This is a genomic window from Paracoccus sp. (in: a-proteobacteria), from assembly GCF_047605025.1.
In the GTDB taxonomy this organism is placed as follows: Bacteria; Pseudomonadota; Alphaproteobacteria; order Rhodobacterales; family Rhodobacteraceae; genus Paracoccus.
Genome location: NZ_JASGGO010000005.1, coordinates 16,713 through 40,242 on the forward strand (window position 1 = coordinate 16,713; position 23,530 = coordinate 40,242).

At 66.9% G+C, this 23,530-nt stretch carries 19 protein-coding genes; 10 read left to right on the forward strand and 9 right to left on the reverse strand.

Annotation, left to right across the window (positions count from 1 at the left end):
* Position 1 precedes the first annotated feature (1 nt).
* From QM682_RS04490 to QM682_RS04510, 5 genes are all read left to right on the forward strand, one after another.
* Positions 2 to 769, forward strand: coding sequence for a triose-phosphate isomerase (locus QM682_RS04490; protein ID WP_415127530.1), 768 nt, complete (start codon positions 2 to 4; stop codon positions 767 to 769).
* Positions 766 to 1,227, forward strand: a complete 462-nt coding sequence (locus QM682_RS04495; RefSeq protein WP_415127532.1) for an RpiB/LacA/LacB family sugar-phosphate isomerase — start codon at positions 766 to 768, stop codon at positions 1,225 to 1,227. The genes QM682_RS04490 and QM682_RS04495 overlap by 4 nt, the downstream gene beginning before the upstream one ends.
* Positions 1,228 to 1,230: 3 nt before the next feature.
* On the forward strand, positions 1,231 to 2,205 hold the full coding sequence (locus tag QM682_RS04500; RefSeq protein ID WP_415127534.1) for a class 1 fructose-bisphosphatase: 975 nt from the start codon (positions 1,231 to 1,233) through the stop codon (positions 2,203 to 2,205).
* A gap of 6 nt (positions 2,206 to 2,211) precedes the next feature.
* Entirely contained in the window at positions 2,212 to 3,249 is a 1,038-nt protein-coding gene (gene fba, locus QM682_RS04505) for a class II fructose-bisphosphate aldolase (RefSeq protein ID WP_415127536.1), read from the forward strand.
* 753 nt (positions 3,250 to 4,002) lie between these two features.
* Positions 4,003 to 4,839, forward strand: a complete 837-nt coding sequence (locus QM682_RS04510; RefSeq protein WP_415127538.1) for a sulfite exporter TauE/SafE family protein — start codon at positions 4,003 to 4,005, stop codon at positions 4,837 to 4,839.
* Between the two features lie 520 nt (positions 4,840 to 5,359).
* On the opposite strand, the gene QM682_RS04515 is transcribed toward QM682_RS04510, so the two are convergent.
* Positions 5,360 to 6,991 (reverse strand): Na/Pi cotransporter family protein, encoded by a 1,632-nt coding sequence (locus QM682_RS04515; protein WP_415127540.1) that lies wholly within the window; start codon positions 6,989 to 6,991, stop codon positions 5,360 to 5,362.
* Between the two features lie 323 nt (positions 6,992 to 7,314).
* Between QM682_RS04515 and QM682_RS04520 the strand changes: the two genes are divergently transcribed.
* Positions 7,315 to 7,611: a PRC-barrel domain containing protein gene (locus QM682_RS04520; protein WP_415127542.1), complete on the forward strand. Its 297-nt coding sequence runs from the start codon at positions 7,315 to 7,317 to the stop codon at positions 7,609 to 7,611.
* A 50-nt stretch (positions 7,612 to 7,661) separates the two neighbouring features.
* Here the strand turns inward: QM682_RS04520 and QM682_RS04525 are convergent, their stop codons facing one another.
* The 5 genes from QM682_RS04525 to QM682_RS04545 all read right to left on the reverse strand — a co-directional run bounded on the left by QM682_RS04525 (position 7,662) and on the right by QM682_RS04545 (position 15,370).
* A complete protein-coding gene (locus QM682_RS04525; protein WP_415127544.1) occupies positions 7,662 to 8,960 on the reverse strand; it encodes an anti-phage deoxyguanosine triphosphatase in 1,299 nt (432 codons plus the stop codon).
* Between the two features lie 75 nt (positions 8,961 to 9,035).
* On the reverse strand, positions 9,036 to 10,430 hold the full coding sequence (locus QM682_RS04530; RefSeq protein ID WP_415127546.1) for an efflux transporter outer membrane subunit: 1,395 nt from the start codon (positions 10,428 to 10,430) through the stop codon (positions 9,036 to 9,038).
* 72 nt (positions 10,431 to 10,502) lie between these two features.
* Positions 10,503 to 13,616, reverse strand: a complete 3,114-nt coding sequence (locus QM682_RS04535) for a multidrug efflux RND transporter permease subunit (protein ID WP_415127548.1) — start codon at positions 13,614 to 13,616, stop codon at positions 10,503 to 10,505.
* A gap of 3 nt (positions 13,617 to 13,619) precedes the next feature.
* On the reverse strand, positions 13,620 to 14,681 hold the full coding sequence (locus QM682_RS04540; RefSeq protein WP_415127550.1) for an efflux RND transporter periplasmic adaptor subunit: 1,062 nt from the start codon (positions 14,679 to 14,681) through the stop codon (positions 13,620 to 13,622).
* Positions 14,682 to 14,797: 116 nt separating this feature from the next.
* Positions 14,798 to 15,370 (reverse strand): TetR/AcrR family transcriptional regulator, encoded by a 573-nt coding sequence (locus QM682_RS04545; RefSeq protein ID WP_415127552.1) that lies wholly within the window; start codon positions 15,368 to 15,370, stop codon positions 14,798 to 14,800.
* Between the two features lie 103 nt (positions 15,371 to 15,473).
* Between QM682_RS04545 and QM682_RS04550 the strand changes: the two genes are divergently transcribed.
* Entirely contained in the window at positions 15,474 to 16,205 is a 732-nt protein-coding gene (locus QM682_RS04550; RefSeq protein ID WP_415127554.1) for a FadR/GntR family transcriptional regulator, read from the forward strand.
* A 12-nt stretch (positions 16,206 to 16,217) separates the two neighbouring features.
* Here the strand turns inward: QM682_RS04550 and QM682_RS04555 are convergent, their stop codons facing one another.
* Together QM682_RS04555 and QM682_RS04560 are read right to left on the reverse strand one after the other, a co-directional pair.
* Entirely contained in the window at positions 16,218 to 17,249 is a 1,032-nt protein-coding gene (locus tag QM682_RS04555) for a GntR family transcriptional regulator (RefSeq protein ID WP_415127556.1), read from the reverse strand.
* Positions 17,225 to 18,766 (reverse strand): UxaA family hydrolase, encoded by a 1,542-nt coding sequence (locus QM682_RS04560; protein ID WP_415127558.1) that lies wholly within the window; start codon positions 18,764 to 18,766, stop codon positions 17,225 to 17,227. The genes QM682_RS04555 and QM682_RS04560 overlap by 25 nt, the downstream gene beginning before the upstream one ends.
* Positions 18,767 to 19,000: 234 nt before the next feature.
* Between QM682_RS04560 and QM682_RS04565 the strand changes: the two genes are divergently transcribed.
* A complete protein-coding gene (locus QM682_RS04565) occupies positions 19,001 to 19,981 on the forward strand; it encodes an NAD(P)H-binding protein (RefSeq protein ID WP_415127560.1) in 981 nt (326 codons plus the stop codon).
* 300 nt (positions 19,982 to 20,281) lie between these two features.
* Here QM682_RS04565 and QM682_RS04570 read toward each other — a convergent pair whose 3' ends face one another.
* Positions 20,282 to 21,205: an AraC family transcriptional regulator N-terminal domain-containing protein gene (locus QM682_RS04570; protein ID WP_415127562.1), complete on the reverse strand. Its 924-nt coding sequence runs from the start codon at positions 21,203 to 21,205 to the stop codon at positions 20,282 to 20,284.
* 159 nt (positions 21,206 to 21,364) lie between these two features.
* Between QM682_RS04570 and QM682_RS04575 the strand changes: the two genes are divergently transcribed.
* On the forward strand, positions 21,365 to 22,438 hold the full coding sequence (locus tag QM682_RS04575) for an aldo/keto reductase (protein ID WP_415127564.1): 1,074 nt from the start codon (positions 21,365 to 21,367) through the stop codon (positions 22,436 to 22,438).
* Positions 22,439 to 22,654: 216 nt separating this feature from the next.
* Positions 22,655 to 23,431: a 23S rRNA (adenine(2030)-N(6))-methyltransferase RlmJ gene (locus tag QM682_RS04580; RefSeq protein WP_415127566.1), complete on the forward strand. Its 777-nt coding sequence runs from the start codon at positions 22,655 to 22,657 to the stop codon at positions 23,429 to 23,431.
* The last annotated feature ends 99 nt before the right edge of the window (positions 23,432 to 23,530 follow it).

Here is a 23,530-nt window from a genome sequence, read left to right on the forward strand (position 1 = left end):
TATGACGGATTTCTGGATCGGCACCAGTTGGAAGATGAACAAGACCCTGGCCGAGGCGCAGGGCTTTGCCAATGCCCTGGCCGCCTCCGAGGGCACGCGCGATCCGCGCATCCAGCGTTTCGTGATCCCGCCCTTCACCTCCGCGCGCGAGGTCAAGGAGATCCTGGCCAACAGTTCCGTCAAGGTCGGCGCGCAGAACATGCATTGGGAGGACGAGGGCGCCTGGACCGGCGAGATCAGCCCCGTCATGCTGCGCGACTGCAACCTCGACATCGTGGAACTGGGCCATTCCGAACGGCGCGCCCATTTCGGCGAGACGGACGAGACCGTGGGCCTGAAGACCGCCGCCGCCCTTCGCCACGGCCTGATCCCGCTGATCTGCATCGGCGAGACCCTGGCCGAGCGCGAGGCGGGCCGCGCGCGGCAGGTGCTGGAAACCCAGGTGCGCGGCGCGCTGGCGGGCGCGGCGGGCAGCGATGCGCCGATCCTTCTGGCCTATGAGCCGGTCTGGGCCATCGGCGTCGACGGCATTCCCGCGACCTCGGATTATGCCGATGCGCGCCAGGCCGAGATCATCGCGGTCGCGCGGGACGTGCTGGGCCGCCGCGTGCCCTGCCTTTACGGCGGCTCGGTCAATCCGGGCAATTGCGAGGAACTGATCGCCTGCCCGCATGTGGACGGGCTTTTCATCGGCCGTTCCGCCTGGAAGGTCGAGGGTTATCTGGACATTCTGGCGCGCTGCGCCGCAACCATCGGAGACGAGAAATGAGACTGGCGATCGCAGGCGACAGCGCGGGCGAGGGTCTGGCCAAGACCCTGGCCGAGCATCTGAAGGACAGGCACGAGGTGGCCGAGATTTCGCGCACCGAGGCGGGGCCGGACGCGTTCTATGCCAATCTCTCGGATCGTGTGGCCTCCGAGGTTCTGGCGGGCAGATACGACCGCGCCATCCTGGTCTGCGGCACCGGCATCGGCGTCTGCATCGCGGCGAACAAGGTGCCGGGGATCCGCGCCGCGCTGACCCATGACACCTATTCCGCCGAGCGCGCGGCCCTGTCGAACGACGCCCAGATCATCACCATGGGCGCCCGCGTCATCGGCAGCGAACTGGCCAAGGCCATCGCCGATGCCTGGCTGGCCCAGACGATGAATTTCGATCCGAACGGCCGCTCGGCCGGCAATGTCTGCGCCATCGACCAGGTCGATGCGAAATATGGCAAGGTGTGACCCATGTTGAAACTGCCCAATGACGGCCCCGCGACGGGCCGCCTGCTGTCGCAGGTCCTGACCGGCGACGGCCCCGCCGCCATCGTCCGCGCCATCGCCGAGGCGCAGCCGCCGCTGGCCGAGCGTCTGGCGGCGGGACGCCTGCACGGCGATCCGACCGAGATCGTCGGAGTGAACGACAGCGGCGACCGGCAGAAGGCGCTGGATGTGGGCGCGCATCACCACATGATCGAGGTGCTGCGCCGCGCCGGCGTCCGGCTGGTCCTGTCCGAGGAGGCCGAGGCGGTCATCGAACTGAATCCCGAGGGTGCCTGGGACGTGGCGATGGACCCCATCGACGGTTCGGGCAGCATCGGCATCGGCGCGCCGCTGGGGATGCTGTTCTCGATCATGCCGGCCGCGCCCGAAGGGTTCCTGCGCACGGGCGAATCCGTGGTGGCGGCGGGCTATGCCTCGTTCGGGCATTCGATGGATTTCTGCTGGTCGCTGGGCGACGGCACCCATATCGCGGGCTGGGACGCCGAGGCGGGCGAGTTCCGCATGGTGCGCGAGAATGTCGTCTTGAAGCCCACGGCCTCGATCATGGCCTACAACGCCTCGAACGAACGCAACTGGCCGCCGGGCCTGCAAGCCTGGGTCGAGGATCTGCGGCTGGGCCGCGACGGCCCGCGCGGGCGCAGCTTCAACATGCGCTGGCTGGGCGCCGCCGTGGGTGATCTGCACCGCATCCTGCTGACCGGCGGCGCCTTCCTTTATCCCGGCGACAGTCGGCCGGGCTTCGAGAACGGGCGCCTGCGGCTGCTTTACGAATGCGTCCCCATCGCCTTCGTGGTCGAGCAGGCGGGCGGCCTGGCCTCGGACGGCACGCAGCCCATCCTGCAACGCCGCCCCTCGGCGCCCCATGACATGTCGCCCCTGATCTTCGGTGCCAGGGACGAGGTCGAGACCATCCTCTCCTATCTTCACAGCAAAGGATAACGCCCCATGGCCATGATTACCCTGCGCCAGCTTCTGGACCACGCGGCCGAGAACGGTTACGCGGTTCCCGCCTTCAACATCAACAACATGGAGCAGGGTCTGGCGATCATGACCGCCGCGCAGGCGACCAATTCGCCGGTGATCCTGCAAGCCAGCCGGGGCGCGCGCGCCTATGCCAACGACCTGGTGCTGGCCGGCCTGATCCAGGGCTTCGCCAAGGCGTTCCCCGAGATTCCGCTTTGCATGCATCTGGACCACGGCAACGGGCTTGCGACCTGCGCCACCGCGATCCAGAATGGCTTCACCAGCGTGATGATGGATGGCAGCCTGAAGGCCGACGGCACCACGCCCGCGGATTACGCCTATAACCGCGACGTGACCGCCAAGGTGGTCGAGATGGCCCATGCCTGCGGCGTCTCGGTCGAGGGCGAGCTGGGCGTTCTGGGCAGTCTGGAAACCGGCATGGGCGACCAGGAGGACGGCCATGGCGCGACCGGGCAGCTTAGCCACGACCAGCTTCTGACCGATCCAGACGAGGCCGTGCGCTTCGTCGGCGACACCAATGTCGACGCGCTGGCCATCGCCATGGGCACCAGCCACGGCGCCTACAAGTTCACCCGCAAGCCCGATGGCGACATCCTGGCCATGCATGTGATCGAAGAGATCCACCGCCGCCTGCCCAACACCCATCTGGTGATGCATGGCTCGTCCTCGGTGCCCGAGGATCTGCAACAGATCATCAACAACCATGGCGGCGACATCAAGCCGACCTGGGGCGTGCCGGTCGAAGAGATCCAGCGCGGCATCAAGTCGGGCGTGCGCAAGGTCAATATCGACACCGACAACCGGCTGGCGATGACGGCGGCGATCCGCAAGGTCTTCTCGGAAGATCCGGCCGAGTTCGACCCGCGCAAATACCTGAAACCCGCGATGGCGATGATGAGCCAGGTCTGCAAGGATCGGTTCGAAGCCTTCGGCACCACCGGCCAGGCCGACAGGATCCGTCCGCTGTCGCTGGCCGCCATGGCGAAACGCTACGCCTGATCCCGGCCGGGGCGCGCGTTTGCGCGCGCCCCGCCTCCGGCCCAGCGGCAGCGACCGGGGCGAGCCTTGGCTCGCCCCGTCCCCTTTTCCGGGCGCATGGGTTGGCATGCCGGGCCCTCATCCAGATCGTCGCGCTCACCTCCTGGTGTGGCCGGAGGGAGGGTCAGAAGAGCCTGCTCCGAAAGGGAAGGTCTGGTGCGCGCGTGCCGCCGGCATCAATGGCCTGGAGATTGGCCCCGACAGCGGGCGCGGTCGTGCCGCAGCAAGCATGAATCGTCCGCTTCCCGATACGGATGGCGAATCACCCGCGATTTGAAAGCCGATCGGTCGACCGCCCAACCTGGCGGGACGGACACGAGAAATTCCTGCCAAGGCATCGTGCTGGGGAAAAGCATTGTTGCGTCGCGGCATAATCCGCCCGGTTCCTTTTCTTGCAAATCACATAAAATCAACAGAATTACTGTGTTATTGGACGGGTGTGTCGCCCGTTTCCAGAATGGAGCACGCAGCCGATGGCAGAGAGCTAGTTCAAGGGCAGGCCCGCCGAACAGCTCCCCCCAACAATCCCCCAGCATCGATCCGTCAGGAGGTCTTGTCATGGCCGGTTCGCGCCGCCCTGGACCAAGCGCCCCAGAAAGACGTTCGCTGCGGAAGAAAAACGAGAGAGCGAAAAGACAGATGGCACCTACAGATACTTCAACGGCGGCAGTCCCGGAGGCCCGCCCCTGGATAAATCGCAACTGGATCCCGGTCGTGGCCGGCGTGGTGGTGGCCGCTTTGCTGCTTACCCTGCTGCTGGCGCCGGTGGACTGGGGCGTCGTCTCGGCCGAGATCCACGCCGGCGTCACCTCGCGCGGCTTCTGGACCGCGGCTGGCGTCGGGCTTTTCGCCCAGATGGTCGATGGCGCGCTTGGCATGGCCTATGGCGTGACATCGACCACCTTCCTGCTTTCGACCGGAGTGACGCCGGCGGCGGCCTCGGCCTCGGTGCATATCGCCGAGATCTTCACCACCGGCTTTTCGGGCTTTTCCCACTGGAAGCTCGGCAATGTGAACAAGGCGCTTTTCAAGCGGCTGCTGATCCCCGGGATCGCCGGGGGCCTGATCGGCGCCTATCTGGTGACGAATCTCGACAGCACCGTGCTTCGGCCGTGGATCTCGGGCTATCTCGTCCTGATCGGCCTGTTCATCCTGGTCAAGGCGTTCCGCACCATCCGCATCCGCACCGATCCGCCGACCTATGTGGCGCCCCTCGGCCTGATCGGCGGCTTTGTCGATGCCATTGGCGGCGGCGGCTGGGGTCCGGTCGTCACCACCTCGCTGGTGGGTTCGGGTCAGGATCCGCGCACCACGATCGGCTCGGTCAACGCCGCCGAGTTCTTCCTTGCGGTCAGCACCGGCTTCTCTTTCGCGCTGCTCGGCGGTCTTACCCACTGGACGACGATCGCCGGGCTGGTGGTCGGCGGCCTGTTCGCGGCACCCTTTGCTGCGGCGCTGGTGCGTTACCTGCCGACGCGGGTGCTGCTGATCATCGTCGGCCTGCTTATCACCAGCCTCAGCATCTGGAACCTCTGGAAGGCTTTCGGCTGAGGAACGGCTTGGGCAAGGCGGATGCGCGGCCGCTACCGTCGGGGGCGGCCGCGCGCATTTCTGGACATAGGCCGGATCGCCATGCCGGTCGCGCTCCCGGGCCTCATGGCCAAACGCGCCGCAGCCGCGTCACGCCCCTGACCGGGGCGGCAAGCCTTGATCCGCAAACCGCGACCCCGGCGCCCTTGCGGCTGCTGAAACGATCATGCGCCTGACGCCGCATCAAGGCGAAGACGGTGACAATGAAGGCGGCCCCGCCATGCCCGGCGACCAGATTGGCCGAAGCCATGGGGATATCACCGCATTCGACCAAGCGTGGAGACCGGACGAGCAACATCGGCGATATGAACGGCGTGCGGCGGGCCGAACCCTGTCGAAGCGGGCCGGTTTAGCCTGCCTTTGCGCATGCGCGCTTCGGCCGGTGCTGCTTGGCCATGATCCCGGATCTCCAAGATGACTCCCATCGCGATATTTGTGCGACAAAGCCCTTTGGCGATCCTCTTGGAATCCGGCAACCGTCTCAGGCGCTGCGCAGCCGGCTTTCGATCAGCAACCCTTCCTCATCCAGGATCGGATGCGCGACCGAGACCAGATGCGCGTTGATCCGCTTGAGGTCGCGCAGGATGTCCAGATGCAGGGATGATGTTTCCCGGCTGTCGGGGCGGCCTTCGCGCAGGCGGATCAGGTGACGCTCGGCCGACAGGCGCTCATGGTTGCGGATATCCACCTTCAGTTCCATCAACCGCCGCGCCATGTCCCTGTCGCGGGTCATGAACACCGTCTGCGCCATGCGCAGGTTTTCCTGGGTCATCATGAACAGGGTTTCAAGCTCCTGATAGCCGGCATCGGAAAAGCGCAGGCGCAGCCCGATCTTGCGCCGCACCGCGCGGGCCAGGCCCTTGTCGATGATGTCGCCCATATGTTCCAGGTTGATGACATAATCCAGGATCGTGATCGAGCGGCGGCGATCCTCGTCATTGGCGGCGCTGCCCAGCCGTGAAAGATAGGACTTCACCTCGTGCTGGCGGCGGTCCACGCGGTTTTCGATCGCCGCGACCTCGGCCAGAGGCTCGGGTTCATTGTCGCGAAAGGCCAGCCGGGTCTGGGTCAGCATGCGCTGGACCGCATCGCCGATGGCCAGAACCTCGCGGCTGGCGCCGGTCAGGGCCAGAAGCGGGGTTCCCAGCGCCGTCTCGTCCAGCCATTGCGGGCCGGGTTCGTGGCCTTCATCCTCATCCTCGGGGATGAGGCGGGTCAGCAGGCGATCAAGCAGCCCGGCAAAGGGCCAGGCAAGGACCGACAGGCCCAGGTTGAAGGCCAGATGCGCCTCGACCGCAAGGCCGGTTTCAGGCAGGGGCACGGCTTGCAGGGCGGCGGCCAGCGGCGCGGCGAAGGGCAGGACCAGCATGCAGCCGACTGCGCGAACGGTCAGGTTGCCCCAGGTCACGCGCCGGGCCGCGGCCCCCAGCCGGGCGGTCGCCATCACGGCGGGGATCGCCCCGCCCAGGTTCGCGCCCAGGACCAGCACGACCGTCAGGCCCGGCGGCAGCACCAGCGAGGCGACCAGCAGCACCGCCGCCAGCGACGAGGAGCACAGCACCGCCAGCCCGGCGGCAAAGACCAGCGCCACCGGCCAGGCGCCATCCAGCACCGGCAGGAAGGCCGCAAGCCCCGGCGAGGCGCGCAGCGGCCCAGTCGCTTGTGCCAGCAGGGCCAGCGAGACCAGCATCAGCCCGATCCCGATCAGCGCCCGCCCGGTTCCCGTCCAAAGCGCGCCCGTCCGGCGCGACAGCACATAGCCGGCAAAGATCAGCAGCGGCGCCACCGCCTCGACCCCCGATGAGACGATCCACGCGGTCAGCGCCGTGCCCAGATTCGCGCCCAGAAGCACCACCTGCGCCATGCGCGGGCGGATCATTTCGCGTTCCACGAATGAGGTGGTCAGCAGTGCCGTCGCGGTCGAGGATTGCAGCCCCAGCGTCGCCAGCAGGCCCGAGAGAAAGGCCCTTGGCCCGTTTCTGGTCCCCAGTCCCAATGCCATGCGCAGGCGCATGCCGAAGGCGTCCGTTGCCCCCTCGCGCACCATCGAAAGGCCGAAAAGCAACAGCGCCACCGCGCCGGCAAGCTGGAAGAAGATCAGAAGCGACGCCATTCCCTCTCCTGCGGGTTTTCCAGAGATTACGCCCAAGGGGTGAATAAAGCGTGACTTGGGACGGTTTCCCGATCAAGCAGGTCCGGTGATGCCGCGACCGCCTTGTGTCTTTGCCGCCTCAGCGCGCGCGGGTTGGGGGATCTGCCCGGATTGCGGGCTGTCCTTGCAGATCCCGGCGAGAATATCGGTTCCCGGCGCATGGCGGCCTTTCCTTCAGGGATCAACGCCCGGTCCCGGTCTGGGCCGCGGACTGATTTATGTCAGCGGAACGGCCCCTTGCGGCGGGCGTTGGGCCGGCATGAGCATTGAAAGGAGAAACGACGATGGACCATGCAACTCATGCCCGGCTGAATCCTGACGAGCTGACGCAGAACTATCTGACCGGCGCGCCCGTCTATGGGCCGGGCGACGAAAAGATCGGCGGCATCGCGCATATGCACGGCCATGGCGCGGATGCGGTCGCGGTCGTCGATGTCGGCGGTTTCCTGGGGACCGGCGCGAAACCCGTCGCCCTGCCGGTGAGCCAGCTTGAATTCATGCGCGACGACGCGGGTGCCGTCCACGCCCTAAGCCGTTGGAGCAAGCATGAGCTGAAGGGAATGCGCGCGCATCGCGGCTGATCGCGACGGAACATTCGGCGGCGCCCCGCCTTGTCGCGGGCCGTCTGCCGTCAGAGCCGGTCAAAGACCGAGCCCATGCGCGGTGCGAACAGCCGCTCATAGCTTTTCAGAAGCCCCGCATCGGTCAGGCTGGCGACATGATCGCAGATGGCGCGCATGCCGTCCCGTTCCAGACGCGCCAGCCACGGGCGCGGCAATAGCCGCTGGGGGTCGGATTGCAGCGCCTGGAACACCTGCACGACCATGGCCTGCCCCTTGAATTCAAGCTGCTGCACCGAGGGGCTGCGGATCACCTGGCCCATGACGAAGCTTTTCAGCGCGGCCAGCAGGCGCTGTGGTCCTGGGGGGATCGCGGCGCGCCAGGCCAGAAGCGGATCGTGGAAGCCCTGGACGGCAACAAGCCCGACACCCGCGATCAGGTGATGCACCAGATCGCCGATCACCCGCTTGCGGGCGTGCTCGGACCCGGCCAGCCCCTGGGCCAGGGCGTTGTGATCACATCCCGTCAGGCTTGCGCAATCCTCGGGCGTCACGGCGGCGCGGAAGGCATTGGCGCCGACCAGGCCCAGGGCAAAGGCGTCCTCAAGGTCGTGGACGCCATAGGCGATGTCGTCGGCCAGATCCATGATGCTGCAATCCAGCGATTTGTGCAGGCTTTTGGCGTGGCCGCGTGGCCGCTCGGCCAGCGCGGCGAAGCCGTCCCGATCCGAGGCCGAGAGCGGGGCAAGGATCCAGTCCACCACCTCGGCCTCGCTTTCCAGGTAGCATTTCGGGGGCGCGGCGCTTTCCAGGTCGATGGTCCGCAAGACCGACAGATCGCCATGCAGGCACGGCTTCAACGCGGGATTGGCGGCGCGCGCATAACCGACCGGGTATTTCAGCACGCCCAGAAGGCTGCGCCGCGTCAGGTCGGCGCCTGCGGTCCGGGAAAACGCCTCGATCCGGGCGAGCAGGCGCAGGGTCTGGCCGTTCCCCTCGAACCCGCCGGCATCGCGCATGCAATAGTTCAGCGCCACCTCGCCGCCATGGCCGAAGGGCGGATGGCCCAGGTCGTGGGCGCAGGCGATGGCCTGGATCCGGCTGCGCCCCGGCAGGTGGGCGCGGGCGGGATGGTCGGGAAAGTTCCGCGCAAGCTGCGCCACCAGCCCGCCCGCGATCTGCGAGACCTCCAGCGAATGGGTCAGCCGGGTGCGGTAGAAATCGCCGTCGCCCAGGTTCAGGATCTGGGTCTTGCCCTGCAAGCGCCGGAACGAGGCCGAATGGATCACCCGCGCATAATCTATCTCGCCGGGGTCGCGTGCCTCGGCCTGCCGGGGCGCCCCGCCCTCGCGCCGCTGATCCCATACCATTGCCCGATCCTTTCCCGCAAACCGCCGCCCGCTTCATAGGGCAGGGCGGCGGAAAGGGACAGGGACGGGGACAGGTCAGCTTCGCGGCGCGCTCATGCCGACCCCGCCCGCCGAGGCGACGCTGAGGGCGACGAAGTTCAGCGCCTGCTGGCGCACCGCATTGGCCAGGTCCTGGCGTGCCGACAACAGCGTGCGCTCGGCATCGAGGACCGGGAAGAAGCCCGCCTCGCCCAGCTCATAGGAGGCGCGGGCCAGGCCCACGGATTCGCGGGCATTGTCGACCAGCCGCGACTGCGCGCTGACCGAGCGGGCATCGCGGTTATAGCCGGCCAGGGCGTTCTCGACCTCTTCCACGGCCTTCAGCACCGCCGCCTGCCAGGCAAGCCGCGCCTGCTCGGCCCGTGCCTGCGCCGCCGAAAGCCGCGCCTTGTTCGCGCCGCCGGTGAATAGCGGGACCGAGATCTGCGGGCCGAAGCCCCAGGTCTTCATGCTGCCCGCGCGGCCCAGGTCGATGGGGGTCACGCTGCCCGAAAGCGTCAGCTTGGGATAGAACGCGGCCTGCGCCTCGCCGACCGAGGCGGCGGCGGCGGCCAGGTTGCGTTCGGCCACGCGCACATCGGGGCGGGCGCGGATCACGTCGGCGGGCACGCCCACGCGGGCCTGATAGCGGGCGCGGGGCTGGCTGCCGCCGCCGCGCCGCAACCGCGCGGCGATGTCGGCGCTGCGCCCGGCGGTCAGCGTGGCCAGCCGGTTCACCGATTGGTCATAGCCCAGTTCCAGCGCAGGCAGGGCGGCCTCGGCCTGGGTCACGAGTTGCTCGGCCTGCAAGACCTCGACCCGGCTGATGCTGCCCAGCACGTCCTGTTCGCGCGTCAGCGACAGCGTGCGGCGGCGGCTTTCCAGGCTTTGCCGGGTCAGGGCGATGGCCTCTTGGTAATAGCGGGCATCGACATAGGCCGAGGCGATGGCGCTGGCGACCGTCAGCCGCGCCACCTCGGCGGAAAGATAGGCCGCGTCGACCTGGGCCGAGGCCCCGGCCCGCGCCGCGCGATTGGCCCCGAAGATGTCGATCAGCCAGGATATGCCCAGCGTGGCCGAACTGCTTTCAAGCACGATGCCGCTGCCCTCGCTGTCGCCGCGCGAAAGCGCGCCTTCCAGGCTGGCCTGGGGAAGGTCGTTCGCGCCGACCAGCCGGGCATTCGCCTGCGCCTCGCGGATGACCGAGATGGCGGTTTGCACGTCCAGGTTCCGCTTCAGCCCGGCATCGACCAGCGCGTCCAGCTGGCTGTCGCGGAAGGCCGCCCACCAGATGTTGTCGCCCGCCCCGCGCGCGGGGCTGTTGGCGGCGAAGCGGTCGGCCACATCCGCCTTGGGCGCGGTATAGAGGACCTGCGAGCAGGCCGAAAGCGCCAGGATCGAGGAAAGTCCGCCCAGCATCAGGCGGCGCGAAAGCGTGATATTCTGTGTCATGAGGGATCACTCGAAGAAGGGAAAAGGCGCGGGCCGGGATCGTCCCTGGCCCGCGTCGCGCGGATTGAACGATCAGCCGGCGGATGCGGTTTCGGCCCGGCGCCTGGTCAGCCGGCTGAAAAGCCCCAGGACGAAGACGAAGAAGACCGGGACGAAGAAGATCGCCAGCACCGTCGCCGCCACCATGCCGCCGATGACCCCGGTGCCGATGGCGTTCTGGCTGGCGGCCGAGGGGCCGGTCGCGATCGCCAGCGGCACCACGCCCAGCGTGAAGGCCAGCGAGGTCATCAGGATCGGCCGGAAGCGCAGGCGCGCGGCCTGGGTCGCGGCCTCGATCAGGCTTTCGCCCTGCTCGCGCAGTTCCTTGGCGAATTCGACGATCAGGATCGCGTTCTTGGCCGACAGCCCGATGATCGCGATCAGCCCGACCTTGAAATAGATGTCGTTCGGCATGTCGCGCAGCATCACCGCCAGCACGCAGCCCAGGATGCCCAGCGGCACCACCAGCATCACCGAAAGCGGGATCGACCAGCTTTCGTAAAGCCCCGACAGCAGCAGGAAGACGAAGAGGATGCTCATCGCGTAAAGCAGCGTCGCCTGCGATCCGGCCTGGATCTCTTCCAGCGATTGCCCGGTCCATTCATAGCCGAAGCCTTGCGGCAGTTCCTCGGCCAGGCGCGCCATCTGATCCATGGCCGCGCCCGAACTGTGGCCCGGCGCCGCCGCGCCGGCGATGCGGATCGAGGGATAGCCGTTATAGCCCACCACCTGCGACGGTCCCTGTTCCCAGCTTGCCGTGGCGAAGGAACTGAAGGGCACCATGCCGCCATTCGCGTTCCGCACCGTCAGCTTCAGGATGTCCTGCGCATCCATCCGCGCGCCCGTATCGGCCTGGACCATCACCCGCTGGTTCTTCCCGGCATTCGGGAAGTCGTTCACATAGGCCGAGCCGAGATATTGCGAGATGGTCGAGGAGATATCCGCGAAGCTGACCCCGAAGGCATTGGCCTTTTCGCGGTCCACGGTGACGAAGACCTGCGCGGCCGAGGGCAGCCCCTCGATCCGCAGGCCGGTGGCGATGCCGCTTTCCCGCGCCTGCGCCATCAGTTGCCGGGCCGCCGCCAGCAGCGCCGCCTGTCCCTGTCCCGAGCGGTCTTGCAGCCGGAAGCTGAAGCCGCCGGTGGTGCCGAAGCCGGGGATCGGCGGCGGCGACAGGGCGAAGACCTGCGCGTCCTGATAGCCGAACATCTGCATGTTCGCGGCGCTGGCCAGTTCCTGCGCCGATTGGTCGCGCTCGGCCCAGTCCTTGAAGGTCACGAACATCAGCCCCGCGTTCGGCCCCTGTCCCGAGAAGCTGAAGCCACGGATGGCGACGGTGTTCTCGACCGCATCCATGCCCTGGAACAGGTCCGTCGCCTGGGCCAGCACCTGGTCGGTGCGGTTCGAACTGGCCGTGGGCGGGGTCTGGATATCGGTGATGATGAAGCCCTGGTCCTCGTTCGGCAGGAAGCTGGAGGGCAGGCGCAGGAAACCGAAGGCGGTGGCGCCGACCAGCGCCAGGTAAAGCGCCATCATCACCAGCCGCCGCCGCGTGACCAGCGTGACCGCCCCGGTATAGCGCGCGGTCAGCCGGTCGAAATTGCGGTTGAACCAGCCGAAGAAGCCCTTTTTCCCGTGATGGCCCTGCACCGGCTTCAGGAAGGTCGCGCAAAGCGCCGGGGTCAGCGTCAGCGCAAGGAAGGCCGAGAACAGGATCGAGACCACCATGGTCAGCGCGAATTGCCGGTAGATGATCCCCGACGAGCCCGGAAAGAAGGCCATCGGAATGAACACCGCCGACAGGACCAGCGTGATCCCGACGATGGCGCCCGAGATCTGTCCCATGGCCTTTTGCGTGGCCTCGCGCGGGGGCAGGCCCTCGGTCGCCATGATCCGCTCGACGTTCTCGATCACGACGATGGCGTCGTCGACCAGGATGCCGATGGCCAGCACCATGGCGAACATGGTCAGCACGTTGATGGAAAATCCCGCCACCAGCATGACCGCGACCGTGCCCAGAAGCGCGATGGGCACCACGATGGTCGGGATCAGCGTATAGCGGAAGTTTTGCAGGAACAGGAACATGACGACGAAGACCAGCGCCACGGCCTCGACCAGCGTATGCAGCACCTTCTCGATCGAGGCGGCGACGAAGGGGGTGGTGTCGTAGGGGATCGTATAGCTGATCCCCGGCGGGAAGAAGCGCGCCAGTTCCTGCATCTTCTGATGCACCGCGTCCGAGGTGTTCAGCGCATTGCCCGTGGCCGAAAGCTGGATGCCCATGGCGGCGGCGGGCTTGCCGTTGATGGAGGATGCGAAGCTGTAGCTTTCGGCCCCCACCTCGATCCGGGCCACGTCGCGCAGAAGCACGTTCGAGCCGTCCGGGTTCGCGCGCAGCACGATCTGGCCGAATTCCCGCGGGTCCGAAAGCTGGCCCTTGATCAGCACGTTCGCGGTCAGTTGCTGGCCGACCGGGTTCGGGTCCGCCCCGACCTTGCCGGCCGAGACCTGGGCGTTCTGCGCCCGGATCGCCGCCACCACCTCGGCGCTGGACAGGTTCAGGCCGGTCATCTTCGCGGGGTCGATCCAGATCCGCAGCGCGCGCTCGGGGGCGAAGACCTGCGCCCGGCCCACGCCCTCGATCCGGCGGATTTCGCCCACGACATTGCGGTTGATGTAGTCCCCCAGCGCGATGTCGTCATATGAGCCATCCTCGGAGGTCAGCGCGACCAGCATCAGAAAGCCCGCGCCCGCCTCTTCGACCAGCACGCCCTGATCGACCACGCTTTGCGGCAAAAGCGGCTCGACGCGGGCGACGGCGTTCTGCACGTCGACCTGGGCGCGGGCGATGTCGCTGCCCGGCTCGAAGGTCGCGGCGATCTGCATGACGCCGGAACTGTCGGCGACGGATTCGTAATAGGCCAGGCCCTGGACGCCGTTCAGCTCGTCCTCGATGGGCTGGGCGACGGCCTGGTTGATTTCCTCGGGCGCGGCGCCGGTATAGCTGGTCGAGATATTGATCTGCGGCCAGGCCACTTGCGGATATTGCGCGATGGGCATGCGCGGCAGCGCCAGAAGCCCCGCGATCACGATGAAGATCGAGATCACCCAGGCCAGGACCGGCCTGACGATGAAGAACTGGGCCATGGGCTACTCCTTCGCCTGCGCGACCGGCTGGGCCACGACCTTGGCATCGGGGAAAAGCTTCTGCGCGCCCGCGACGACGACCTTGTCGCCGGGGGCCAGCCCCTCTTCGACCAGCCAATGGCTGTCGGCGGTCTGGCCCAGGCGGATGTCGCGGCGCTCGACGGTATCCTCGTTCTTCAGCGCATAGACATATGCCTGGCCCGAGGCGTCGCGCTGCACCGCCATCTGCGGGATGGTCAGCGCGTTTTCCCGCACCGCCTGTTCGATCCGCACGCGGACGTAAAGGCCGGGCAGCAGGTCGCCGTCCGGGTTGGGGAATTCGGCCCGCATGGTGATCTGCCCGGTCGAGCTGTCCACGCTGGATTCCGAGAACAGAAGCTTGCCCGATCGCGCATATTCGCTGCCATCGTCGAAGATCAGCCGCACCCGCGCATCGCCCGAGGCGGCCAGCGCCAGTTGCCCGGCATCATGGGCACGGCGCAGGGCGAACATTTCGGACGCGGACTGGGTGAAGTCCACATAGACCGGATCAAGCTGCTGGATCGTCGCCATCACATCGGTCTGCGCGGCCGCCAGCGCCCCTTCGGTCACCAGCGCGCGGCCGACCATGCCCGAGATCGGCGCGGTCACATCGGTATATCCCAGGTTCAGCCGCGCTTCTTGCAGCGCGGCCTGGGCGATGGCCACGTCCGCCTGGGCCTGGGCCAGCGTGGTCGCTGCATTCTCCAACTCGACCCCGGCGGTCACGCGGCGCTCGCGCAGGGCCTCGGTGCGGCGCATCTGGTCGCGCGCATTGGCCTCGGCGGCCTCGGCGCGGGTAAGCTGGGCCTGGGCGCTGGCGACGCGCACGGCGAAGGGCGCGGGGTCGATCTTGTAAAGCACGTCGCCCGCCTGAATGTGGCTGCCCTGTTCAAAGACCCGGCTGATGACGATGCCGCCGACCTGGGGGCGCACCTCGGCGGTGCGGGTGGCGGCGACGCGGCCGGGCAGTTCGTTGATCACCGGCAGGGGCTGGGGCACCATGGTCTGGACGCTGACGGCGGGTGGCGGCAGCTGCTGGGCCATGGCCGCACTTGACAGACCAAGCGCCGCCAGCAGGCAGGTTACCCCGCCCGGGATTGAAAGAAAATGCATGATCAAACTCTTAGGCTGAGGGGGAGGTGGGGGAGGGCGTTCGGCTGTCAGGGGATCGCGGCCCCCTTGTCGCTGTCCACGAGGACCATCAGGTCGTCGAGGATTTCGTTGCGGGTCACTTCGTCGAAGCGGTGAAAGCCGAAGCACTCCAGAAACAGCATGCCTTGCAGCGTCAGCAGCGTGCGCAGCATCTTGCACGGCTCGGCGGCCTGGGCGACGACGGTTTCGATGTCCTGGACCAGCGCCTTGCGCATGACATCGCGGCATTCCGCATTCTCGCCCATGCTGGCGCTGATCAGCATGGTGATCGAGATGTCGTCATCACTTGGCGCGATGCGGAATTCGTCAAGCATGGCGTGCAGCCAGGGATTGGGCGTGGCGATGTCGCGGTGGCGGGCATAAGCCTCGCCATGCGCCTTGCGGAATTGTGCGATCTGATGGCGCACGAAGGCCGCCAGAAGCCCGGCCTTGCCCTCGCAATCGTAAACGACGCTGGATTTGCTGACGCCGGCCTCCTTGGCGACGGCATCCAGGCTTAGTCCGCTGACGCCGACGCGCCGGGCGACGGTTTCGACCGCCTGCATCAGCCCGTCACGGTCGATACTGCGCTTGCGGCCCATCGGACTTCCTTTTTTCCATACGACCGTTCGTAAATAAACTCCCTGCGCGAGTCAAGCCGCCGTGATCTCTGGCCGCGCGACGGCCATTGCCCTGCGCCGAGCCATGCGCCAGACTGGGACGGAAATCGCGCGGATGGGGGCCAAGGTGTCGGACTGGTTGACGCGGAAGGCGCCGATCCACCGCAAGAACGCGGCCGAGATGGTGTTCGAGGATCTGCGCGCAGCGATCCTGGCGGGCGAGGTGTCTGTCGGCACGCGCCTGCCCTCCGAGGAAAAGCTTGCCCGCAGCTATGGCGTCAGCCGGCCCATCATCCGCGAGGCGATGCGTTCGTTGCAGACGCTGGGCCTGACCCGCAGCCGTTCGGGCAGCGGCAGCTTCGTGATCTCGAACATGCAGCATGCCGATCTGGTCTATGGCAATATCGCGGCCCGCGACCTGATCGAGGCGCGCGCCCATATCGAGGTTCCGGCGGCGGGCTGGGCGGCGCTGCGCCGGACCGAGGCCCAGGCGAGGCTGCTGGCCGCGCTTTGCGACCAGATGGAGCAGCCTGCGGACGGCCCGGAATGGGTGGCCCTGGACAGCGAGTTTCACAACCTGGTCGCGCAGGCGTCGCGGAACGCGCTTTTCGTCCATATCGTCGCGGAATCGCGCGATGCGCTGCGCCGGCAATCCGAACTGGTCGATCTGATGGCGGATCGGCGGGTCGGCGCGAACCACGAGCATCGCCGCATCGCCGAGGCGATCGCCGCCGGCCTTGAGTCCGAGGCGCGGGTCGCCATGCAGGACCATCTGGACCGGGTGACGCGTGCGATGACCTGGATCACCGCCGCCTGAGCGCGGCGGCGGTCACGTTTCCAGGATATATGGAAGTTTGTGCTGGTTGTTCTTGCTGCGAAAGGCAGCGAGGCGATGGACGGCTTTTTGTGCGGAGAGTTCCAGGTGCCTGACCAATGTTTCGCGCACCGTGGCGGGATCTTGCGCCCGCAGCGCGGCCAGGATTTCGAGGTGTTCGCCCGTGAAGGGATCGACGCGGGCCTCGGCGCCCAGTGCGAGCTGGATATGCTTTCCGGCGACCAGGATGCAATGGCTGCGCTTGAGCGTCTCGGCGATCTCGGGATTGCTGCCATGGCCCAGGCAGTCGATATGCAGGTCGGCTTCCAGCAGGTCCAGCTCGCCCACGGTCAGGCGGGGGAAACGCTGCTGGGCGCGCAGCAGCCGGGCCTCGATCCTGTCCAGACGCTCGTCCGGGATGCGGCCGATGGCGCTGGTCATGGCCACGGGTTCCAGCAGGATGCGCAATTCGTAAAGGTTTTCGAACCGCGCCTCGTCCAGCGGCACGATCCACCAGCGCGACCCGTCGTCCTTGTAGACGATCCCGACCTCGCGCGCGTGGATCAGCAGGTCACGGGCCACGGTGCGGCTGACCTCCAGGTGCCGGGCCAGCGCCAGTTCGTTGACCCGCGCCCGGCCGAAGACCGAGCGCAGGATGATCTCGCGTTCGAAATCGTAGTAATGCGGCTGCCAGGCGAAGCTTTTGGCGCTGATGCCGTCCTCGCCGTCCAGCAGCAGCATGTCGGGGACGATCTTCACGCGGCGCGGGATTCCCTTGTTGCCGACCAGCAGCCCGCGCCCGTCGAAGCGGCTGAGCAACCCCTCGTCCTCAAGCGCCGCGAGCGCGCGTTTCACCGGAGAGCGGCTGGAGCCGAACAGCGCGGCCAGCGGCCCCTCCAGCAGCACGGTGCCGTCCGGCAGGGCGCCCGCCGCGATGCTCTGGCGGATGCGGGCCTCGATGGTGGCATAGGCCGGGCCCGCGATCATGGCGGCGCCGGCCGGGGTTTGCGGGGGCTGGACGGTCAGGTTACGGCTCCGATCTGCCATGGCACGAATTCATTGTCCCCAAAGCCGTAATCCTCGCTTAGCGTATGCTCGCCCGAGGCGACCGCCAGGATCTTCTCGAAAATGCGCCTGCCCGCCGCCTCGATCGTATCGGTGCCCTGGACGATGCCGCCGCAATTGATGTCCATGTCGTCGCTCATATGTTCATACATCTGCGTATTGGTTGCAACCTTGATGCAGGGCGCCGGCTTGAACCCCGAGACCGAGCCGCGCCCGGTGGTGAAGACGATCACGTTGCAGCCGCCCGCGACCTGGCCGGTGACCGCCACCGGGTCGTAGCCGGGCGTGTCCATGAAGACGAAGCCGGTCTGGTCGATGATCTCGCCGAATTCATAGACCGCTTCCAGGGGCATCGTGCCGCCCTTGGCCACCGCGCCCAGGGATTTCTCCAGGATGGTGGTCAGCCCGCCCAGCTTGTTGCCATGCGAGGGGTTGTTGTTCAGTTCGGCGCCGTTGCGCCGTGTGTATTCGCGCCACCATTCGATGCGGTCCATCAGCTTCTGGGCCACCTCGGGGGTGACGGCGCGGCGGGTCAGCAGATGCTCGGCGCCATAGATCTCGGGGGTTTCGCTGAGGACGGCGGTGCCGCCATGCCGCACGATCAGGTCGGCCGCGTAACCCAGCGCCGGATTGGCCGAGATGCCGGAATAGCCGTCCGAGCCGCCGCATTGCAGCGCGACCTTCAGCCCGGCCAGGGGCAGGGCCGTGCGTTCGGCGGCATTCGCCTCGGGCAGCATGTCGCGGATGATGCCGCAGGCGATCTCGACCGTCTTGCGCGTGCCGCCCAGGTTCTGGATCGTCATGGTGCGCAGATGCGGCCCCTCCTTCAGCCCGAACCTGCTGACGATGGGGTCGATCTGGTTCGTCTCGCAGCCCAGGCCGATGAACAGGATGGCGGCGAAATTCGGGTTGCGGGCATAGCCGGCCAGCACGCGCTGAAGGTAAAGATAGCCCTCGCTTTGCATGTTGATGGCGCAGCCGGTGCCATGGGTCAGCGCCACCACGCCGTCCACGTTGTCGAAACCGTCCAGCCCGCCGCCGCGATTGAAGTGGTCGGCGATGGCTCGGGCGACGGTGGCCGAGCAGTTCACCGAGGTGACGATGCCGATGTAATTGCGCGTCCCCGCCTGCCCGTCGGCGCGCGCATAGCCCTGAAAGCCGCGGCGCTGCCCTTCGGGCAAAAGCGGCGTGGCGCGCGCGTCCTGCGCGAAGTGATGCGTCACATGGCTGTCCTGCATGGCCAGATTGTGCAGGTGGACATGATCGCCGGGCGCGATGGCCGCCGTCGCGATGCCGATGACCTGGCCGTATTTCAGCACCGGCTCGCCCGCAGCGATGGGGCGCAGCGCGATCTTGTGGCCGCTGGGGATCTCGGCCAGCGCGGCCAGCGTCGCGCCGTCGATCACGACCGGGGCGCCCTGGGCGATGGCCATGCGCGCGACGCCGACATTGTCCGCCGGGTTGAGCAGGATCACAGGAGAGACGGCTTCCGCTTTCATGGTGGCTTCCAGAAATGATTATTGCGCGCATAAATCAATCATGCTATGCCCCCTCAAGTCAACCGGCTGTTGACCAATAATTGGCCATGGGGAGGAGACCCGGACCGATGTGCAACACAAAAGCCCGCAACGTCGCGGGATCGCATGGCCGCCCCAAAGGCCCATCGACATGTATGAAACCGACATGCATGAATCAGCCAAGCTATTAGAAACGCAAAAGATGCAGCGAAGATCATGACCGACAGGAAAGCCCTTGTCCTTGGCGCCACCGGCGGTATCGGCGGGGTTATCGCCGATACGCTGATCCGCCGCGGCTGGCAGGTTCGCGGCATGGCGCGCGATGTCCCGGCCGCCCTGGCCAAGAAACCGGGGCTTGATTGGGTCGGCGGCGATGCGATGACGGCCGGGGATGTCGCCGCCGCGGCCTCTGGCGCGTCGGTCATCATCCATGCGGTCAATCCGCCCAACTACGCCAATTGGGACAAGCTGGTCCTGCCGATGGTGGACAATACCATCGCCGCCGCGAAATCGGCCGGCGCCCGGATCGTCCTGCCGGGCACGATCTATAATTTCGATCCGGCGAAGACGCCGGTGATCGACGCGGACAGTCCGCAAAATCCGCGCAGCCGCAAGGGCGCCATCCGCGTCGCGCTTGAGCGCCGCCTTGGAGAGAGTTCCCATGACGCTCCGGTGCTGGTCCTGCGCGCCGGTGATTTCTTCGGTCCCGGCGTCCGTTCAAGCTGGTTCAGCCAGGCCATGGTCAAGCCCGGTCGGCCCGTCCGCCGCGTGGTCAATCTGGATCGCAGCGGCGGCCATAGCTGGGCCTATCTGCCCGATCTGGCCGAGGCGCTGGCGCGTCTTTTGGGCGTCCCGGAAAAGCTGGCCGTATTCGAAGCCGTTCAATTCGCCGGCTATTGCGACGAGACGGGGACCGGCATTGCCGACGCCATCGCGCGCGCGGCCGGCCATGCGGTCGTCCGCCGCCGCTTTCCCTGGTGGGCCATGCATCTGCTGTCGCCGTTCGGCGGCTTTCCGCGCGAGGCGGCCGAGATCGCCCAATACTGGCGCCACCCTGTCCGGCTTGACAATGGCCGCCTGGAACAGTTGATCGGCCCCGAGCCGCGCACCCCGCTTGACCAGGCAGTCCGGGCAAGCCTGGCTGATATGGGCTGCCTGCCCGAGCCTTTCCGGCAGGCCGCTGTCGCGCCCGATTGAAAAGGGCATCCCCGCCGATGCGGCCATGGTCTCAGGATGGATTCCGGTCGGCCAGCAAACCCGTTGCCATCACGCGGAGCGCCTTGACGGCTTTGGGCAGCACGGCGCCCGGTTCATCGCTTGCCGCCACCCATAAGCGGCATTCAACGCCGTGCCGTTGAGAAGCCGCGCCGCCGCCTCGGCATCGACAGGCTTCGCGATCCCGTTCGCGATCAGCCTGCCGACGGGACGAACTTGTCCCATAGGGCATCCTTCCATTCCATAGAAAGGATCGCACCATCAAATCGTGGGATCAAACGACTAGGCGGCGGTCGCCGATTCCGACATGCCGGGCAGGGTTTCGGCCGTGCCGCGTAGCCGATTGGCATGTCGGGCGGGCGGTGCGCCAAAGATGCGGGCATAGTCGCGGCTGAACTGCGACGGGCTTCCGTATCCCACGTTGAAACCCGCGCTGGCCGCGTCCAGCGCATCGTTGACCATCAGCCGCTGCGCCTCCTGCATGCGCAGATGCGTGCGAAACTCAAGCGGGCTCATCGAGGTGACCGCCCGGAAATGGGCATGGAAGGTCGAGCGGCTCATCCCCGCCACGGCGGCGGCCTGCTCGATCGTGCAAGCTTCGCGGAAATGCGTTCTGATCCAGACGATGGCGCGGGCGATCTGGTTGAGGCGGCTGTCGGCACGCGCCATCTGCCGGATCGTGGCCCCGCTATCCCCCGTCAGCAGGCGGTAAAGGATTTCCCGGATCGTCAGCGGCGCAAGCGCGTCGATGTCTTCCGGCGTATCCAGCAGCCCCGCAAGCCGGATCGCGGCATCAAGCAGCGCAGGCGTCGTCCGGTTCAGCGCGATCCCGGCCGGAGGCCCCTCGGCCTCGGGAGCCGTCGCGGGGTGGCGGATCGCGAGTTCGCCAAGCGCGGCCGCGTCCAGATCCAGTTGCAGGCAAAGATATGGCCGCTCCGCGCTTGCCTCGATCACCGATCCCATGATCGGCAGATCGACCGAGGCGATCAGATAGCTCGCCGGATCGTAGACGAAGGCGGTCGCGCCCAGCATGGCACGCTTGCGCCCCTGCGCGATGATGCAAAGCGTCGGCTCGTAGACGACCGGCATCGGCATCGTCGGCGTCGATGAACGCAGCAGCGTCACACCCGGCAGAGGGCAGGAATGGGCGCCATCCACCGGCGCATGGCGGCTGAGGATATCCGTAAGTGTCGCAAGCTGGCTCATGCCGCCTTATCCCACGCAAGCGGGAAGGCGGCAATGGCCTTATCTGGACGATCATGCAAGGATTCGGGACAAACATTCTACCGCCGGCGCAGCCGGGCCGCCGATATGGACGGGCAAGAAACAGCGACACGTTCGCCCATAACCGGAGACAGCCTTTCCATGTCAAACACCACTTCCCTGGACCAGTATCGGCTGCTGGGCCGCTCGGGTCTGCGCGTCTCGCCTTTGTCGCTCGGCACGATGACCTTCGGGTCGGATTGGGGCTGGGGCGCCGACGAGGGCGAGGCCCGCCGCATCTTCGACGTCTATGTCGAGCGTGGCGGGAATTTCATCGACACCTCGGTCAACTACACCAATGGCGCGTCCGAGCGGATCCTTGGCGGCTTCGTCAAGGACAAGCGCGAGCGCGTGGTGCTGGCGACCAAGTTCACGATGGCGCGCGATGCCGGGAACATCAACTCGGGCGGCAATCATCGCCTGAACCTCATGCGGTCGGTCGAGGCCAGCCTGCGCCAGCTGGACACCGACCGGATCGACCTTCTTTATCTGCATGCCTGGGACTTCACGACCACGCCCGAAGAGGTCATGCGCGCGCTGGACGATCTGGTTCGCGCGGGCAAGATCCTTTATGTCGGCATCTGCAACACGCCGGCCTGGCGGGTGGCGCAGATGCAGGTGCTGGCCGACCTGCGCGGCTGGTCGCCCTTCGTCGCGCTTCAGATCGAATACAGCCTTATCGAGCGCACGGTCGAATACGAACTGATGCCGATGGCGCGCGAACTGGGGCTTGGCGTGCTGCCCTGGTCGCCGCTTGGCGGCGGCATCCTGACGGGCAAATACAGCCGCGCCGACCTGTCGGACGAGAACGGCGCCAATGTCGCGCCGACGCGAAAGGGCGTGATCGCCTCGACCGGCCATCTCAACGAACGCTCGCTTGAAATCGCCGATGTGGTGGGTGAGGTCGCGGAAGAGCTTGGGGCCTCGCGCTCGCAGGTGGCGCTGGCATGGACGCTGCTCAACCCCGCCGTCACCTCGCCTATCGTGGGGGCACGCACCGTCGAACAGGCCGAAGACAATTTCGGGGCGCTGGGGATCACATTCAGCGACGAACAGATCGCCCGGCTGGACCAGGCCAGCGCCTTGCCGCCGATCTTTCCCGAACGCTTCATCGGCCGCCCGATGGGCCAGCAGCTTATCTTCGGCGCGCATGCCGTCGGGCTTCGAAAGTCATGATGCCATGGCCGGGCGGGCGAATGCGTCCGCCCGGCCGCACCGTCCTTTCGCATGCAATCGACGCGCCATGGGATTGTCGGCGATATGCATGGGCCGGACCTGATCGGGCCGGGCGATCCAGGACGGAACTGCCCCGCATGGAACCCGCATGGAAAATACGCGGGGAAATGCGTGGCGCCGCTTCTCATTTCAGGCTGGCCGGGATAAGCGCGGGGGATGTTGTCCTATCAGCACGCCTTCCACGCCGGGAACCTGGCCGACCTGCACAAGCATGCTCTTCTGGCCTGGATGCTGGATTACCTGGCCGCCAAGTCCAAGCCCCTCACCTATCTGGAGACCCATGCCGGGCGTGGGCTTTACGACCTGTCCGGGCCGGAATCCGGCAAGACCCGCGAGGCCGAGGCCGGCATCGCCCGCGCCCTGCGCGAGGGGTGGCTGCCGGCGGATCATCCCCTGACCCAGGCGCTGGAGGCCATCCGCCGCCAGCATGGACCGGCGGCCTATCCCGGCTCGCCCCTGATCGCGCGCCATTTCCTGCGCCCCGAGGACAACGCCCATCTGGCCGAACTGCACCCGGCCGAGCATGAGGCCCTGGCCCAGGCCACCCGCTTTGCCCATCTGCACCGGCAGGACGGCTTTCAGATGGCCAACGCGCTTTGCCCCCCGACCCCGCGCCGGGGCCTGCTGCTGATCGACCCCAGCTATGAAGTGAAGGCCGATTACGAGGCGGTGCCGCGCCATATCGCGAAACTGGCGCGGAAATGGAACGTGGGCATCATCGCGCTTTGGTATCCGGTGCTGACCGATGATCGCCAGGCGCCGATGGTCCGGCAGTTGCGGGCGGATCACCCCAAGGCGCTGCTTTCCGAGGTCCGCTTTCCGCCTGCCCGTCCGGGGCACGGCATGGTCGGCTCGGGCATGTTCGTGATCAATCCGCCCTATGGGCTGGACAACGAGGCTGCGCGGCTGAGGGCGCTATATGCCAGAGTTTGAGGCGATTGCGGACATCGGCCATGGATTGCCCCAGCATAGCGACCCGTCGTCTGGACGTGCCTTTCGCGCGTCCACGGCCGGCTTTGGGAAAAAGCACTT

What these genes read in the sequence shown, in the direction of transcription:
- QM682_RS04565 (WP_415127560.1), top strand. Translation starts at nt 19,001, where the DNA reads ATGACCGACAGGAAAGCCCTTGTCCTTGGCGCCACCGGCGGTATCGGC.
- QM682_RS04515 (WP_415127540.1), bottom strand. Translation starts at nt 6,991, where the DNA reads ATGGCGTCGCTTCTGATCTTCTTCCAGCTTGCCGGCGCGGTGGCGCTG.
- fba (WP_415127536.1), top strand. Translation starts at nt 2,212, where the DNA reads ATGGCCATGATTACCCTGCGCCAGCTTCTGGACCACGCGGCCGAGAAC.
- QM682_RS04580 (WP_415127566.1), top strand. Translation starts at nt 22,655, where the DNA reads ATGTTGTCCTATCAGCACGCCTTCCACGCCGGGAACCTGGCCGACCTG.
- QM682_RS04555 (WP_415127556.1), bottom strand. Translation starts at nt 17,249, where the DNA reads ATGGCAGATCGGAGCCGTAACCTGACCGTCCAGCCCCCGCAAACCCCG.
- QM682_RS04535 (WP_415127548.1), bottom strand. Translation starts at nt 13,616, where the DNA reads ATGGCCCAGTTCTTCATCGTCAGGCCGGTCCTGGCCTGGGTGATCTCG.
- QM682_RS04500 (WP_415127534.1), top strand. Translation starts at nt 1,231, where the DNA reads ATGTTGAAACTGCCCAATGACGGCCCCGCGACGGGCCGCCTGCTGTCG.
- QM682_RS04575 (WP_415127564.1), top strand. Translation starts at nt 21,365, where the DNA reads ATGTCAAACACCACTTCCCTGGACCAGTATCGGCTGCTGGGCCGCTCG.
- QM682_RS04540 (WP_415127550.1), bottom strand. Translation starts at nt 14,681, where the DNA reads ATGGCCCAGCAGCTGCCGCCACCCGCCGTCAGCGTCCAGACCATGGTG.
- QM682_RS04520 (WP_415127542.1), top strand. Translation starts at nt 7,315, where the DNA reads ATGGACCATGCAACTCATGCCCGGCTGAATCCTGACGAGCTGACGCAG.
- QM682_RS04545 (WP_415127552.1), bottom strand. Translation starts at nt 15,370, where the DNA reads ATGGGCCGCAAGCGCAGTATCGACCGTGACGGGCTGATGCAGGCGGTC.
- QM682_RS04570 (WP_415127562.1), bottom strand. Translation starts at nt 21,205, where the DNA reads ATGAGCCAGCTTGCGACACTTACGGATATCCTCAGCCGCCATGCGCCG.
- QM682_RS04560 (WP_415127558.1), bottom strand. Translation starts at nt 18,766, where the DNA reads ATGAAAGCGGAAGCCGTCTCTCCTGTGATCCTGCTCAACCCGGCGGAC.
- QM682_RS04530 (WP_415127546.1), bottom strand. Translation starts at nt 10,430, where the DNA reads ATGACACAGAATATCACGCTTTCGCGCCGCCTGATGCTGGGCGGACTT.
- QM682_RS04495 (WP_415127532.1), top strand. Translation starts at nt 766, where the DNA reads ATGAGACTGGCGATCGCAGGCGACAGCGCGGGCGAGGGTCTGGCCAAG.
- QM682_RS04550 (WP_415127554.1), top strand. Translation starts at nt 15,474, where the DNA reads ATGCGCCAGACTGGGACGGAAATCGCGCGGATGGGGGCCAAGGTGTCG.
- QM682_RS04525 (WP_415127544.1), bottom strand. Translation starts at nt 8,960, where the DNA reads ATGGTATGGGATCAGCGGCGCGAGGGCGGGGCGCCCCGGCAGGCCGAG.
- QM682_RS04490 (WP_415127530.1), top strand. Translation starts at nt 2, where the DNA reads ATGACGGATTTCTGGATCGGCACCAGTTGGAAGATGAACAAGACCCTG.